General features: G+C 61.1%; 11 protein-coding genes. 3 read left to right on the top strand and 8 right to left on the bottom strand.

Translation table 11 applies throughout. The features are described from left to right. Positions 1-56: 56 nt before the first annotated feature. The 3 genes from JDW18_RS18125 to JDW18_RS18115 are packed head-to-tail and all read right to left on the bottom strand — an operon-like array spanning position 57 to position 7,517. Entirely contained in the window at positions 57-4,409 is a 4,353-nt protein-coding gene (locus JDW18_RS18125; RefSeq protein ID WP_218240947.1) for a translocation/assembly module TamB domain-containing protein, read from the bottom strand. A 2-nt stretch (positions 4,410-4,411) separates the two neighbouring features. Continuing rightward, complete coding sequence (locus JDW18_RS18120) at positions 4,412-6,325, bottom strand: autotransporter assembly complex protein TamA (protein ID WP_218240945.1); 1,914 nt, start codon at positions 6,323-6,325, stop codon at positions 4,412-4,414. Between the two features lie 4 nt (positions 6,326-6,329). Further along, positions 6,330-7,517 (bottom strand): vWA domain-containing protein, encoded by a 1,188-nt coding sequence (locus tag JDW18_RS18115; RefSeq protein ID WP_218240942.1) that lies wholly within the window; start codon positions 7,515-7,517, stop codon positions 6,330-6,332. Between the two features lie 180 nt (positions 7,518-7,697). On the opposite strand from JDW18_RS18115, the gene JDW18_RS18110 reads away from it, so the two are divergent. Continuing rightward, the gene (locus JDW18_RS18110) at positions 7,698-8,270 is read left to right on the top strand and encodes a DMP19 family protein (protein ID WP_218240940.1); all 573 of its coding nucleotides are present in this window, start codon (positions 7,698-7,700) and stop codon (positions 8,268-8,270) included. 21 nt (positions 8,271-8,291) lie between these two features. On the opposite strand, the gene JDW18_RS18105 is transcribed toward JDW18_RS18110, so the two are convergent. From JDW18_RS18105 to JDW18_RS18095, 3 genes are read right to left on the bottom strand one after another with little or no spacing between them, the layout of a single operon-like run. Further along, positions 8,292-8,894, bottom strand: a complete 603-nt coding sequence (locus JDW18_RS18105) for a GNAT family N-acetyltransferase (protein WP_218240938.1) — start codon at positions 8,892-8,894, stop codon at positions 8,292-8,294. A 22-nt stretch (positions 8,895-8,916) separates the two neighbouring features. Next, the gene (locus JDW18_RS18100) at positions 8,917-9,147 is read right to left on the bottom strand and encodes a hypothetical protein (RefSeq protein WP_218240936.1); all 231 of its coding nucleotides are present in this window, start codon (positions 9,145-9,147) and stop codon (positions 8,917-8,919) included. Between the two features lie 29 nt (positions 9,148-9,176). Further along, on the bottom strand, positions 9,177-10,019 hold the full coding sequence (locus tag JDW18_RS18095) for an AAA family ATPase (protein ID WP_218240934.1): 843 nt from the start codon (positions 10,017-10,019) through the stop codon (positions 9,177-9,179). A 116-nt stretch (positions 10,020-10,135) separates the two neighbouring features. Here JDW18_RS18095 and JDW18_RS18090 point away from each other — a divergent pair, with 116 nt between their 5' ends. Then, on the top strand, positions 10,136-10,798 hold the full coding sequence (locus tag JDW18_RS18090; protein ID WP_218240932.1) for a c-type cytochrome: 663 nt from the start codon (positions 10,136-10,138) through the stop codon (positions 10,796-10,798). A gap of 81 nt (positions 10,799-10,879) precedes the next feature. Here JDW18_RS18090 and JDW18_RS18085 read toward each other — a convergent pair whose 3' ends face one another. Then, positions 10,880-11,332 carry a DUF1841 family protein gene (locus JDW18_RS18085; RefSeq protein WP_218240929.1) on the bottom strand — a complete coding sequence of 151 codons (453 nt, stop codon included), beginning with the start codon at positions 11,330-11,332 and terminating at the stop codon, positions 10,880-10,882. 16 nt (positions 11,333-11,348) lie between these two features. Continuing rightward, positions 11,349-13,241 carry a glutathione-regulated potassium-efflux system protein KefC gene (gene kefC / locus JDW18_RS18080; RefSeq protein ID WP_218240927.1) on the bottom strand — a complete coding sequence of 631 codons (1,893 nt, stop codon included), beginning with the start codon at positions 13,239-13,241 and terminating at the stop codon, positions 11,349-11,351. Positions 13,242-13,437: 196 nt separating this feature from the next. On the opposite strand from kefC, the gene JDW18_RS18075 reads away from it, so the two are divergent. Then, positions 13,438-14,070, top strand: coding sequence for a LysE family transporter (locus JDW18_RS18075; protein WP_218240925.1), 633 nt, complete (start codon positions 13,438-13,440; stop codon positions 14,068-14,070). The last annotated feature ends 129 nt before the right edge of the window (positions 14,071-14,199 follow it).

Genomic DNA, 14,199 nt, shown 5'->3' with positions numbered 1-14,199 from the left:
TCAGAAAAGATAGCTGCTTGCGCTTTCTGTACATGGACTAGAGGCGGTTTTCATGCTTAGTCCTTTCGCACGGTGTAGACCAAGTCCAGCGCGCTGGTGACGCCGGTCTGGGCGCGCAGCGTGAGGTTGCGCGACAGGTCGTAGAAGATGTAGATGATGCCCATGGCTCCGGACAGGCTTTGCTCGTATGTCAGGTAAAGCTTGTCCGAGAGGCGCTTGCCCATGGTCAGGGCGGCACCTGCGGCGTCGCCGTCACTGCCGCCCTTGAAACCTACTTCGTCCAGGCCCAGGCTGCCAGCGATCTTGCCGCTGCTGCTGTTGCCGCCTGCCAGCAGCGCCATGGCAGCTTGCTGCAGCAGTGCGCTGCTGGCGCCGCCGGTTGTAGGGTCACGGCCCATGACGACCCAGGAGAGCTTTTCGGCATCTGGCAGATCGGGGTCTGAGTACAGCAGCACACGGGGTGCGCTGGCTGTGCCAAGCACCTGTACACCGGCCTTGACCGTGATGTTGGGGCGCAGGGCCAGGATGTCCAGCGAAGGGTTGGCCATGGGGCCGTTGAAGCGGATCAGGCCGTTGTCCACATCCAGCGACTGGCCCCAGGCACGGTAGCGGCCCTGCTCGGTGCGGATCTCGCCGGTCACGCTGGGTGGCCCGCCGAGATAGCTGGCGCCCTTGACTTCCAGATTGCCGCGCAGGCGGGTTGTGATGCCAAAGCCCTGCAGCGCAAAGTCCCGGCCCATATTGAGCTTGACCAGGATGTCTGGCAGCTTGCGCGGCGTGGCGCGGGCTTGTTCCTTGCGGTCGGCTCGCTCCTGCTTCAGGCGCGCTTCTTCCGCAGCCTTGCGCGATGCGGCAGAGTGCACGACCACATCCTTGTCCAGCGATGGCGCAGATTCCTCGGGCAGGATGATGGAGGCGCGATCAACCGTCAGATCGCCGCGCAGCGTGAACTGGCCTTGCAGCAGGCTGGCTGTCAGATCACCCGAGACGCTGACCTGGCGATCGGCGCGCACCAGCACCTGCAGCTTGCTGGCCTTGGCCTGCAGATGCATGCTCAGGCCCGGCTCACCACTCTGGCCCGGTGGGGTGAACTGGGCATAGCCGCTGCCCACCAGCGAGCCGCCTTCGGTGGGGGCGGAGGTCAGGTTGCCGCTATAGCCCAGGATGCGGGTGTTGCTGCCCTTGCCGCCTTTGATGCGGAACTCGGTGATATCCAGACGCGTGCCTTGCAGCTTGGCGCGCAGCACGCCATCTTGCAGATCCACGCCGTCGAGCAGCGACGCAATATTGAGTGCATCTGCATTGATATTGCCCTGCCATTGCGGGTCATTGAGGGTGCCGGAAATCGTGGCATCTGCTGCCAGCGTTCCCTTCACGCGCCAGCCCGGTGGCGCAAACAGGCCCCAGATGCCGATGTCCGGCATGCTGGCGTGGACCTTGCCACTCAGCGGTGCATTGGGCGGCAGCATCCAGCCATCTTTGCCATAGCTGAGCTGGGTGCGCAGATCCGCCTGCGCAGTGCCTGCGCGTTCGCTGTCCCAGATCAGCTGGGTGGTGACATTGCTGCCTTCTGCGCGCACTGACAGTTTTGCCTGCTTGATGCGTGCACGCATGCCTGCACCGTTGATGGTGCGTGTGCGGGTGCCGCCAGCGCTCTTGGCGGTGGGGCCGGTGGTCTGAATCACGGTGGTGCCGCTGCCGCCGTCGTCCACAGCCAGACGCAAGTCACCCGCAGCGCGTTCGACCAGCAACTCGGCCTTGAGGTTGCGGCCCATGGTGTCCACATCCCAGCGGCCATTGAAGCTCAGATCACCAGACAGGCCTGCCGCCTGCAGTGGTGGCTCATCGTCCCCCAGGCTGAAGGCATCCACCCAGGCCAGCGGAATGCCCTGAGCCCGCCCAGTGCTGCGCAGGCCGAACTGGCCGTTGCCCGCCTTGGTGAAGTTGCTGCCATCCCATTCCAGCAGCGCTGCAGGCAGGGTGCTGCTCTGGCCTGCTGCATTGCTATTGCCGCGCGGAGGTGTGATCTGTAGCTTGCCTGCGCTGATTTGCCAGGCGGTGTTCAGCACGGTCTTGCCCGATGTGTGCTGCGTGATCTGCACCGGGGCGCCGGGCTGCAATTGCAGCGCCCAGGGGCCGGGCTTGTCTTTGCCCAGCTTGAGCTGCGCCTGCAGTTTTTCCAGACTGGCTTGCCAGTCCAGCGGGGCGGCGCCCTTGCCACTGGCCAGACCTGCCTGCAGAGCGGTATCAAGCTGAACCGACTTGTCTGCCTGCTGTGCCAGAGCGGCCAGTGTCAGCCTGGCGTTTTCGGGGCTGCCGTTCAGCTTGAGCTGCATGCCGCTCAGGCGCAGGGCCTGGTCTGCGGCAGCGTCTGCTGCCTGATAGCGAATCTGATCGCTTTGCACTGCGGCGTTGAGCTGCAGGCCGCTGGCAGGCAGGGCTGCGCCGGGGGCGGCGTTGAGCCGCTGCAGCAATCCGCCCCAGCCGCCGCGCCAGTCCAGCTGGGCCTGGGCGGCGCCATCGAGTCTGGCTCCGCCCAGCGGGTTTTTCATGCCGGGCAGTCGTCCCAGCCACTGCGTCAAAGCGTTCAGAGAGCTGAGCTGCAGCGTGGCATTGCCCTGACCATCCTTGGGCGCCATATGGCCCGCCAGTTGCAGCTGGGCACCGGGCAGCATGGCTTTGAGCTGGGCCTTGGCCTGCTGTGTTTCGGTGTTGAATTCGATGGCTTTGGCGTCGATATTGGCTTGCAGCGCATCCAGCTTCAGTGTCTCCAGCTGCAGCAGCGGTGTCTGCCACTGGCCTTTGGTGGCCAGCGTCTGAATGCGCAAGGCCTTGCCTGTGGGCTTTCCAGCGGCATGCAGATCCGCAGAGAACGCAACGGCCATGGCTGGCTTTTCGTCGGCTTCTGCCGGATTGACGGGCACAGGGGGCGTCAGCGTATGGGCTTCAAGACTGCCGTCCAGCGGAGCCGCTTCCAGGCTGCTGTACAGGTCTGCAGGGTTGAGCTGCTTGACCTTCAGCTCACCCTCAAAGATCTGCGCCGAGGGGATGAAGTTGCCACCCAGATTGATCTGGCCTTTGCCAATATCGATCAAGGCTTCGTCCACCAGCCACTGGCCGTTGTTGAAACGGACCTGGGCCTGCAGATTTTGCACCGGCAGGCGCTGCTTGTCCCACGGGCCGGGCAGGGTGTTGCTGAACTGCGTGCGCAGTGCCCAGGATGGCTGGCTGGGTGTGCCGGGCTCGGGGGATTGGCCGACGGTGCTTGCAGAGTCGGCCTGCTGCACAGGGCCGGGGCCGGCTTGCAGTTCACCAGACAAGGCTGTGCGCGGGCCTTGTGGCCAGAAGGCTGCAACGTCCAGATTTTTGAGCATGGCCTGGGCCGACAGCAGGGGCTGAGGCTTCCAGGGGGCAATAGCGGCCTGAATATCGGCCAGCATGGGGGGCGCATAGGCGGCTGGCCGCTCTGATTTTTCTAGCGGCTTGCGCTTGTCTGTAGCTGGGTTTTTGGCAGGCTTGGCTTCAGATGGCTTGCTTTCTTGCGATGCCTGCTCCTGATTTTGAGAATCGGCAGCTTGAATGGCGGCTTCAGCATGGGCGGTGATTTTGAGCTCTGCCGCTTCCGTGGCCAGCGTGCCCTTGATCTGTGCGTTGGCCAGCACATCAATCAAATCGGCTGGCTTGCCGGTGGAGTTTTCGCTTTTGGCTTGCAGCGGGTTGGGCGTTTTCAGCTTGCCTTGCAGCTCCACGCTGGTCTGCATGGGGGCCGCACCCTGTATGCGTGCCAGCGCCTGGTAGTCGCCATCCGCAACATGCAGGCTGTTGATCTGCAGCTCATGGTGGCTGCCGGTGTACTCATAAATACCGTTGATGTTTTCGACAATGGCTTCGGGCGGGCCATTCCAGATCACGCGATCGACCTGAAAAGGCAGCTCGATCTTGACGGGCAGCGTCAGCGACTGCAGTGGCTCACTGGGCTTTTTGTCGGGGTCTGGTGTGCTGGAGATCTCTACCGATTCGATGTGCACATTACCCAGCTTGAGCGCACGCGAAAAAATCAGGGGGCGGAACTGCCAGCCGATCTTGGCTTGCTTGACTTCAACCTTCATGGTCGGGCTTTGCCATTGCAGCCAGCCGATATGGCCGCCGTTTTTGACCGAGCCTGTGACATCTTTGGCGGAAAGGCTTTGCTCCACAGGCAGCCAGCCAGCCACTTTCTGCAAGGTGACAGACAGCGAATCATCGCGGCCAATCCACCACAGCAGGCCGCCCACGGCCAGCACGACCACCAGGACGAGGGTGAGGAACAGCCAGCCCAGCGCGCGCAGCCAGCGGCGGCGTTTGCGGGGCGCAGGCTGCGCGGCAGGTGTGGAGGGCGCTGCGCCCTCTGAATTCTTGTGATCCGACATGTTTAGAACGTGAAGCCCAGACGCAGGTGCAGGCGTAACTGCTTTTCCTGCAAGCCATAGGCAAGGTCAGCCTGAATCGGGCCGACAGGGCTCTTCCAGCGGATGCCGGTGCCCACGCCGACGCGCATGTACATGTGATTGAGCTCGTCACCCACTGTGCCCGCGTCCATGAAGACAGCGTGCTCGAAGTCGCGGGTATTGCCCTTGATGGTGATGGGACGCTGCCATTCCACGCTGCCCGTGGCCAGATAACGCCCGCCGATGATCAGACCGTTATCGGCGCGCGAGCCGATCTTCTGATAGCCGTAGCCACGCACGGTGTTGTCGCCGCCGGTGAGGAACATCAGTGTCATGGGCAGGTCGGCATCTTTCTTGGCCATGATGGCGCCTGCTGAGGCGCGCAGCGACAAGCGGCTGCGGCGCTTGGTTTCCTCGTCACGCTCGCCAATAGGAATCAGTGTCAGATAGCGGCCAGTGGCCCGGCCAAATGGCGTGCGCTGAGGGGTCAGTGTGGTGCCCGCGCCGACCTCAAAGGCAAAGCCAAAGCCTGAGGAGGGCGATATCTGGCTGTCGAAGTAGCGCCCCGTCCAGCCATAGTTGCCCAGCAGCGACGAGGCGCTGGGCGGTGCGTCCGGCCCCTGTGTCTTGGCGAAGTCGTACTGCAGATACATATTGCGCTCAATATGCTCTTCGGCCTTGGAGCGGCCAAAACGCAGCTGGGCGCTGTTGGTCTTGAAGTCACCAGCGGGGGCTCGCTCGACTTTGCCGCCCACAAACCAGCGCCACATGTCTTCACCGGGCAGGCCGGTGATCTGGGTGGAGATCAGCGGGTTCTTGGTATCCAGCTGCAGCTTGCTGACGGCGCGCCAGTCCAGTCCGGGCACCTTGTTGTAGATATGGTCTATGGAAAGCCGTGGCCCGGTATCGGTGCTGGCACCCACACCAAAAACCCATTTCTGCAGCTTGGCCTCGCGCACCTTGGCAATGACGGGCGAAGTCACCTCGCTGGCCATGGCCTTGCGCTTTTCATCATCGGCCGCCACGCTCTCGCTTGGCTGGGGGGCATCGGCAAGGGTCAGAAAGACCGAGTCGTAATAGCCGCTGCTGACCAGGCGCTGCTGTGCATCCAGCAGGCTTTGCTGGTCGTATTCCTTGCCTTCGGGCAGGCGTGCAATGCGGGCGGTGCGCACGGGGTCGTAGCGCTGGGCTCCATCAATTTGCAACGAACCGAAGGTGTAGGCCGGGCCGGGGGCGTAGGCCACGTTGATGCGGGCCTTGCTGGTGTCGGCGTCAATATCGGCCAGGCTGTGCTCAATGCGTGCCAGTGGGTAGCGACGCTTTTGCAATTCCTTGAGGCCACCACTCTTGGCTCCGCCCCAGGCGCTTTGCGTGAAATGCTCGCCCACATGCAGCGGCCAGGTTTCTTCGATGGTCAGGCGCTGAGATCGGCCCAGTTCGTCTTCGGCATTCGGCCCCACGAATTTCACTTCAGACTGCTCGATGATGGTGGGCGGGCCGGGGTCCACCTTGACCACCACCTTGCGCGGCGCTTCGGCGCCTTCTTCGGGGGTGTCAGTCAGCTCGACGGTGACGGTGGGGCTGAAATAGCCCATGGTGCCGATCAGCTCGCGCACGTTGGCGTCAGTGGCGCCCAGCAGACGCGTGAGTTCGCGCCGCTGCAGATCGGGCTGATAGCGAAAGCGCTTGAGCTCCAGGTGCTTTTCCAGCAGCTCGCGCATGTCTTTGGGGGCTTCAACCTCCAGTGTGAAGGCAGGAGGGCCACTGGTGTCGATGCCCATGGCATCGGCTTCTTTGTCTTTGGAGGGAAGCAGGCTGCAACCGCTGAGGAGCAAGGCGGCTCCCAAAAGCAAAGCCGGCCTCAAGGCCGGCTTTTTCAAGGGCAGGTTCTGGGGCATGCTGCTATTTTGACAGCATGCGCATGGCGTCTTCCAAGCCTTTCAGAGACAAGGGGTACATACGGTCGCCCATCAGCTGCTGAATGATGCTGATGCTCTGGCGGTATTGCCACACGCCCTGCGGCTCGGGGTTGATCCAGGCAAAACGCGGGAAAGCATTGGTCAGGCGCTGCAGCCACTCGGCGCCGGGTTCTTCGTTCATGTACTCGACCGAGCCGCCCGGCTGCAGGATTTCATAGGGGCTCATGGTGGCATCTCCTACAAAGATCAGTTTGTAGTCCTTGTTGTATTTACGGATGATGTCCCACGTAGAAAACTTCTCGGCAAAGCGGCGGCGGTTGTTTTTCCACATGAAGTCATAGACGCAGTTGTGGAAGTAATAGAACTCCAGGTGTTTGAGTTCGCTTTTCACAGCAGAGAAAAGCTCTTCCACGCGCTGAATGTGCTCGTCCATGGTGCCGCCCACATCCATCAGCAGCAGCACTTTCACATTGTTGTGCCGCTCGGGAATCATCTTGATATCCAAGTAGCCCGCATTGGCAGCGGTAGCGCGAATGGTGTCCGGCAGGTCCAGCTCCAGCTCGCTGCCCTGGCGCGCAAACTTGCGCAGGCGGCGCAGGGCCACCTTGATATTGCGTGTGCCTAGTTCCTGCTGGTCGTCATAGTCGCGGTAGGCGCGCTGCTCCCACACCTTGACGGCGCTCTTGTTGCGCCCCGGCCCGCCAATGCGAATGCCTGCCGGGTTGTAGCCGCCGTGGCCAAAGGGGCTGGTGCCGCCTGTGCCAATCCATTTGTTGCCGCCTTCGTGGCGCTCTTTCTGCTCTTCCAGGCGCTTCTTGAGCGTCTCCATCAGCTCATCCCAGCCCATGGCCTCAATCTTGGCCTTGTCCTCGGGGCTGAGTTCGCGCTCCAGCAGCTTTTGCAGCCAGTCCTGCGGAATTTCCTTGGTCAGGTCGGCCAGCATTTCCACGCCTTTGAAATAAGCGGAAAAAGCGCGGTCGTACTTGTCGTAGTGCTTCTCGTCCTTGACCAGGATGGTGCGGCCCAGGTGATAGAAGTCATCCAGGCTCCAGCGGTCTTCACTCTTGGGGCCGATGATGCCTGCGTCCAGCGCCTCCAGCAGGGCCAGAAACTCCTTGACGGAGACGGGCAGCTTGGCTGCGCGCAGGGTGTAGAAGAAGTCGATCAGCATGGGCGGGTCGTGGTTGCTTGCGGGAAAAGGGCCACTGCATTTTCAGGCAGATTGTGGCGGCTCTCGATCTTGTGCGATGCGCTGCAAGCCCGTCAAGGCGCAGCAGTTGAGTGGGCGACAGCTGGGGGCATTGGCGCGTGCCGCTATGCTGAAGGCCTGCAATGAAGACAAGGATGCTGAATGACTGCGCTGCACTACCCGGGCTTGAAGATTGACTGTGATTACTGCGGCCACCGCTCGTCGGCCGAAGCTACGGCCTGCGAGGGATGCAAGCGCGCCTTCAAGTTTCGTACCAAGGATGTCAGTGACTGGAAGGGCTCGGAGTTCTATTCATGGATGTTTGCCTATTCCTTCCAGCTTGATGAGAAGGCCGAGGCCGAAGGCTACGCCACATTGCCGCGCAACGAGCAGATGCACTATCTGACAGGCTATTTCTACACGCAGGTCATGAATGGCGGGGTGGGTCAGTATTTTTTCAACCCATCGGGGGTGACATCGCCTGAACTGATCCTGGCCTTGAAGGAAATGGGCGCGGTGCGGCTGGCGGCGATTCTGGAGCCGGTGGTGCAGAAGTTTCCAGACGGCCAGCCCCCGCAGGAGATGAAGGACAGAGCGGCCTGCATGGATGCCATGGGGGATGACGACTGGTGGGAAGCGCTTGATGAACCCGTCATGGCGCTCATTGATGCCAAGAATTCGCCAGAAGACCTGCTGGAGCTGCTGTACGCAGCCTGCGCAGCGAAATCGGTTTGAGGTGTTTGGGGTCTGTAGCGCTTATTTGGTAAGCGTGTGCTGCTCTAAAAGATAGAGCAGTTGCGCACGCGCTTCGGGCCACTCACCACTGCGCATGGAATACATCACCGTGTCGCGGATCGTACCGTCGCGGCGCAGCGCATGGCCGCGCAGCACGCCGTCTTTCTTGGCGCCCAGCCGCTCAATGGCGCGCTGGCTGGCGAAGTTGAAATTGTCCGTGCGCCAGCCCACCACATGGCAGCCCAGCGTGCCAAAGGCGTGCGCCATCATCAGCAGCTTGGCCGAGGTGTTGACGTGGGTGCGCTGCATGCTTTTGGCGTACCAGGTGTAGCCAATCTCCAGCCTGCGTATGGCGGGCACGATGTCGTGATAGCTGGTGGTGCCCAGTACCTTGCCGCTGTCGTCATCGAGCACGGCAAAGGCAAAGCGATGACCTTGCTCACGACCCAGCAAAGCGGCTTCGATATAGCTGCGGGTTTCCTGCGGCTCGGGCACCGAGGTGATGCGCAGTTTCCACAGCTCACCATCCGCGGCGGCGGCGGCAAGACCTGCTTCATGTGTCAGTGCCAGCGGCTCCAGTCGCACGCCGCGGTCACGCAGGGTGACGGGTTCTACAAAGGCCATAACTCTCTCTGATTTTCAGCATTTACCGGGTGGCGCGACTGAGGCGGCTTCGGCGCCAGCGGCGTGCCAGTTGCAGGCCAAGGCCACCGCCCAGGCCCACCATGACAATCGCTGCAATGCTGCCTGCGCCATAGCCTGTGGCAAACAGGTCAAAGCCCAGTACATGGGCCAGACCCCAGCCTAGCAGGGCGCCACCTACAAAACCCATCGCGTCGGAGCTGCCTTCCAGCAACAGTTGTTGTGCAGTGCTCATGGGGCAGGCTCCTCCGTATATCGATGGCTTCAGCGGTTGCGCTGGTTCATGAAGACCAGCTTTTCAAACAGGCTCATGTCCTGTTCGTTCTTCAGTAGCGCGCCCACCATGGGCGGCACGCTGACTTTGCCATCTTCGGACTGCAGGGAGGAAGCGGGAATGTCCTCAGCCACCAGCAGCTTGAGCCAGTCGATCAGCTCGGAGGTGGAAGGCTTTTTCTTGAGGCCCGGCAGATTGCGCACGTCGTAGAACACCTTCATGGCGGCGCTGAGCAACTCGCCCTGCAGCTTGGGAAAGTGCACGTCCACGATCTGGCGCATGGTGTCGGCGTCAGGGAACTTGATGTAGTGGAAGAAGCAGCGGCGCAGAAAGGCGTCGGGCAGTTCTTTTTCGTTGTTCGACGTGATGAACACCAGCGGGCGGTGCTTGGCGCGAATCATCTCGTGGGTCTCGTAGCAATAGAACTCCATGCGGTCGATTTCGCGCAACAGGTCGTTGGGGAATTCGATGTCGGCCTTGTCGATCTCGTCGATCAGCAGCACCACGGGTTCATCGGCCATGAAGGCCTGCCAGAGCACGCCCTTGACGATGTAGTTGGTGATGTCCTTGACGCGCTCGTCGCCCAGCTGGCTGTCGCGCAGGCGGCTGACGGCGTCGTATTCGTACAGGCCTTGCTGGGCCTTGGTCGTGGACTTGATGTGCCACTGCAGCAGCGGCATCTTCAGCGCCGCGGCCACTTCCTCGGCCAGCATGGTCTTGCCAGTGCCTGGCTCACCCTTGATGAGCAGGGGGCGCTGCAGGGTAGCGGCGGCGTTCACAGCCAGCATCAGATCTTGCGTGGCAACGTATTTGTCGGAACCTTGAAACTTCATGGGCGGTATCAGCGTAAGTATTGATAAGCGTGCCAAATTCTGCCTGCCATAATCATTTGCACTGCAGCAAGGCATTTGAGCACCCGTCTGAACTCTTGAAGGATTGTGCGCGCAAAATGATAAAAACTTGGACCACGGTATTGGCAGTTGTTGTCGCATCAGTGACCGGCATGGCAAATGCACAGGCCGTCAAGGGCGATGCAAAGGCGGGCGAAGGCAAAGTCGCCATGTGTATCGGCTGCCACGGTATTCCCGGCTATCAGGCCAGCTTTCCTGAGGTGTACAAGGTGCCCATGATTGGTGGGCAGAACGAGGTTTATATCGTCTCGGCCCTGAACGCCTACAAGAAGGGCGAGCGTAAACACCCCACCATGCGCGGCATTGCTGATTCGCTCAGCGATCAGGACATGGCCGATGTGGCTGCGTTCTATGCAGGCCATGGCAAGACCAAGGATGGCAAGCCCAAGGAGGCCAATGCCGCAGTCACCGCACTGCTGCAAAAGGGCGCCTGCTTCTCTTGTCACGGTGAAGGCTTCTCCAAACCCATCGATCCTTCCTACCCCAAGGTGGCGGGCCAGTATTCGGACTACGTCTTCCGCGCTCTGCAGTCATACAAGACCGAGAACAATCCGCTGATTGGTCGCAGCAACGGCGTGATGGCCGGTATTGCGAAACAGTTCAAGAATGATGAGCTGCAGCAACTGGCCAAGTACATTGGCACGCTGGACAGCGAGATGCAGGTGGTGGCGCAGCCCCACTTCCGTTTCGGCCAGAAATAAGGTCGGCACCCGCCCACAAAAAAGCCCGTGAAAACGGGCTTTTTGCTTTTTAAGATGTTTGATCCCAGGATGTGCTGGCTTTCAGCTGGCGCTTTTGAAGCTGCCATCCGTAGTGGCCAGGCGCTGCACGCCGGCCACATAGGCTTCGCCATCAGGGGGGCGGCCAGCGCGCTGGCTTTCCCACAGCATCTGGCCCAGGCATTCCATGGCGGCGTGGTGGGCGTCGTGCAGGTCGCGCTTCTTGGTCAGCAGCTCTACCGCCTGGCGAATGCCGCGCGGTGAATCCACACTGCATTGCTCGCTGATGGACAGGTGCATGGACAGGTGCAGAAACGGATTGGTGCGCTCTGGCTCTGCATCGTAGTTACGGGCCACGGCGGCATCGGCGTCTGCCAGCTCCGCAAAATACTCGGGGTGCTCGTCGATCCACAGACTGGCCAGCGTCTCGATGGCCTCCATGGGTGCGCCGCTGATCATCTTGGCGCGAACACCGCAAAAAAATCGCCGTACGTCGGCTTGACTGGGGTTGAACATGATGGCGCGCAGCGTATCACGGCTGCTGTGAGCCAGCAGGGCTGTGGTCTTGCGTAGCTGCAGCGGCTTGTGGTTCCTCGCTGTCGTGTTTTTCCAGCAGGGCAGCTCGTTCCTTGGCCATTTGCTCCACCAGTTGCTGGCGGCCTTGCTTGGCCACGGCAATCAGCTGGTTCTGGTCTTTGTAGTGGGGGTACATGCGCTCGGCCAGCGCCAGGTTGTGCTCGCGAAAGCGCTCCGTCATGCGTTTGGCTTCGGCAGGGCTCTCGCCGATCAGCTCCAGCACGGACTGTGCGGAGAGCAGACTGGACTCGAAAACCTCGCGCTCTGCATGAGTGACCCCCGCATCGCGCAGACGGAACCAGTGGTCCAGATCGCGGGCGCGGGCGACGACTTCGAGGTTGGGGAAGTGTTTGCGCACCTGAGTGGCAATCTTGATGGATTGCTCAGGCGAATCCACGGCAATCACCAGCACGCGGGCCGATGCAGCCCCGGCAATGCGCAGCAGGTCGATACGGGTGGCATCGCCATAGAAGACGCGGTAGCCATAGGTCTGGGCGGCTTCCAGCATTTCCACGCTGTGATCCAGAATGGTGGGGCGCTGACCTTGGGCCAGCAGCACGCGGGCCACGATCTGGCCATAGCGGCCAAAGCCCGCAATGATGATGGGCGACTCCTGCTGCTCGGAAATCTCCTTGGCCTTGGTGCTCTGGCCGTCTTCTTCCTTGATGGTGGAGAAGCGGCGCAGCAGCAGCTTGTCCAGCGCCACCAGCAGCAGCGGCCCCAGCAGCATGGAAAGCGCCACAGCAGCCACCAGCATGGATGAGATGCTGTGGCGAAACACCTTGTACTGCGCAGCTGTCTGGAACACCACAAAGGCGAACTCACCGCCCTGGGCCAGCATCAGCGTGAAGACAGGTCGCTCGCGCCAGGGCAGTTTCATGAACTTGGCCAGGCCCAAAATCATCAGCGCCTTGAGGCTGATGAAACCCACCACCATGGCGGCCATGGCCCAGGGCGATTTGAGGATGACGCCAAAGTCAATGCTCATGCCCACGGCCATGAAGAACAGGCCCAGCAGCAGGCCCTTGAATGGCTCGATATTGGTTTCCAGTTCGCTGCGGTATTCGCTGTCGGCCAGCAGCACGCCGGCCAGAAAAGCACCCAGCGCCATGGACAGGCCCACCTGCGTCATCAGCATGGCAATGCCCACCACCAGCAGCAGCGATGTGGCGGTAAAGATTTCGGGAGTCTTGCTGCGGGCAATCCAGCGCAGCACGGGCTGCAGCAGCAGACGACCGCCAATGATGACTGCGGCAATCGTGCCCACGGTCTTGAAGATGGCAATCCAGATATGGCCATCGGTGTGTGTGGCGTGGGCGGCTTTGTAGGCGCCCAGAATGGGAATCAGCGCCAAGATGGGGATGGCGGCTACGTCCTGAAACAACAAAATCGAAAACGCGGCCTGCCCGCTGGGGGTGCGCATGAGGTTGCGCTCAGCCATCACCTGCAGGCAGATGGCGGTGGATGACAGCGCCAGGCCCATGCCGGCAATCAGGCTCACGCGCCAGGAAAAGCCAAAGCCCCAGGCGGCAACAAACAAAATGCCGGTGCAGACCAGCATCTGCGCCATGCCCCAGCCAAAAATGGGGCGCCGCAGTTCCCACAGCCGCTTGGGCTGCAATTCAAGGCCGATAACGAACAGCATCAGCACCACGCCAAACTCGGCAAAGTGCAGGATGTCGTCCACGTTCTTGACCAGACCAAAGCCCCAGGGGCCCATGGCAATGCCTGCACCCAGATAGCCAATGATGGCGCCCAGGCCAAGAGCGCGGGCAATGGGAACGGCCAGAACGGCGGCGGTGAGGTAGATAAAGCCGTAGCTCAGCCAGATGGGGGTGCTGTGTTCCATGAAGGATGCTTGGTATTAACCCGAATGCGGTCCATTTTGGCACTTTGTAACAAGCGTCAGCTTTTTGACAGGCCAGAAATTTCAATGAATCGTTACTGATTGCTTATATCGGCTTGTCCCAGCTGCGTCTGCAAGCCTTGCGCGCAACTTTTAAGATATCTGCCTTGTTCGATGGCTGGTACGGCAGAGGTTTGTGATGGATTGGCATACGTGGTTCGCATTTTTTGTGGCGTCCTGGATCATTGCGGTATCGCCGGGGTCCGGGGCTGTGCTGTCCATGAGCCATGGCCTGTCTTACGGGGTGCGCAAGACCAGCGCCACCATCATGGGTTTGCAACTGGGTCTGCTGGCCATCTTGCTGATTGCAGGCGCTGGCGTGGGTTCGCTGCTGATGGCGTCTGAGTGGGCCTTCAATGTCGTCAAGGTGGTGGGCGCCTGCTATCTGATCTATCTGGGCTTCAACCAGTGGCGCTCTGGTGGCTCGCCGCTGATGACGCAGGAGGCCGCACCAGAGGTCAGCCTGAAAAAGCGGGTGCTGACCGGCTTTCTGACCAATGCCACCAACCCCAAGGGCATCATCTTCATGGTGGCCGTGCTGCCCCAGTTCATGACCACCAGCCGGCCTCTGGCACCGCAACTGGCCATCCTCGCCATCACCATGCTGGCGGTGGACACCACAGTCATGCACAGCTACGCGGCGGGGGCCAGTGCGCTGCGCGGCCTGATGCGCAGTGCGCGTGCCATGCGCAACCAGAACCGTGTATTTGGCGGCCTGCTGATGGCGGTGGGTGCGGGCCTGTTCTTTGTGCAGCGCTCTTCAGAAGCCTGAGTCTTATCAAAAAAGATAGCTGGTAGCGCTTGATATACCAAGGCTGCAGCTTGTTTTTAGCTTGATTTCTATGGGCTAACCCTTGTCCCGCGCCAGACAAGGCGGTGCGCAGGCTGCTTCTACAGTGGC

Source organism: Comamonas fluminis, assembly GCF_019186805.1.
Lineage (GTDB): Bacteria > Pseudomonadota > Gammaproteobacteria > Burkholderiales > Burkholderiaceae_C > Comamonas > Comamonas fluminis.
Note: the sequence above shows the minus strand (reverse complement) of the source record. Positions and strands in the feature narration are given on the sequence as shown.

Excerpts from the sequence above, each read along its gene's own strand:
- JDW18_RS18125 (WP_218240947.1), bottom strand. The coding sequence starts at position 4,409 with ATGTCGGATCACAAGAATTCAGAGGGCGCAGCGCCCTCCACACCTGCC.
- JDW18_RS18120 (WP_218240945.1), bottom strand. The coding sequence starts at position 6,325 with ATGCCCCAGAACCTGCCCTTGAAAAAGCCGGCCTTGAGGCCGGCTTTG.
- JDW18_RS18115 (WP_218240942.1), bottom strand. The coding sequence starts at position 7,517 with ATGCTGATCGACTTCTTCTACACCCTGCGCGCAGCCAAGCTGCCCGTC.
- JDW18_RS18110 (WP_218240940.1), top strand. The coding sequence starts at position 7,698 with ATGACTGCGCTGCACTACCCGGGCTTGAAGATTGACTGTGATTACTGC.
- JDW18_RS18105 (WP_218240938.1), bottom strand. The coding sequence starts at position 8,894 with ATGGCCTTTGTAGAACCCGTCACCCTGCGTGACCGCGGCGTGCGACTG.
- JDW18_RS18100 (WP_218240936.1), bottom strand. The coding sequence starts at position 9,147 with ATGAGCACTGCACAACAACTGTTGCTGGAAGGCAGCTCCGACGCGATG.
- JDW18_RS18095 (WP_218240934.1), bottom strand. The coding sequence starts at position 10,019 with ATGAAGTTTCAAGGTTCCGACAAATACGTTGCCACGCAAGATCTGATG.
- JDW18_RS18090 (WP_218240932.1), top strand. The coding sequence starts at position 10,136 with ATGATAAAAACTTGGACCACGGTATTGGCAGTTGTTGTCGCATCAGTG.
- JDW18_RS18085 (WP_218240929.1), bottom strand. The coding sequence starts at position 11,332 with ATGTTCAACCCCAGTCAAGCCGACGTACGGCGATTTTTTTGCGGTGTT.
- kefC (WP_218240927.1), bottom strand. The coding sequence starts at position 13,241 with ATGGAACACAGCACCCCCATCTGGCTGAGCTACGGCTTTATCTACCTC.
- JDW18_RS18075 (WP_218240925.1), top strand. The coding sequence starts at position 13,438 with ATGGATTGGCATACGTGGTTCGCATTTTTTGTGGCGTCCTGGATCATT.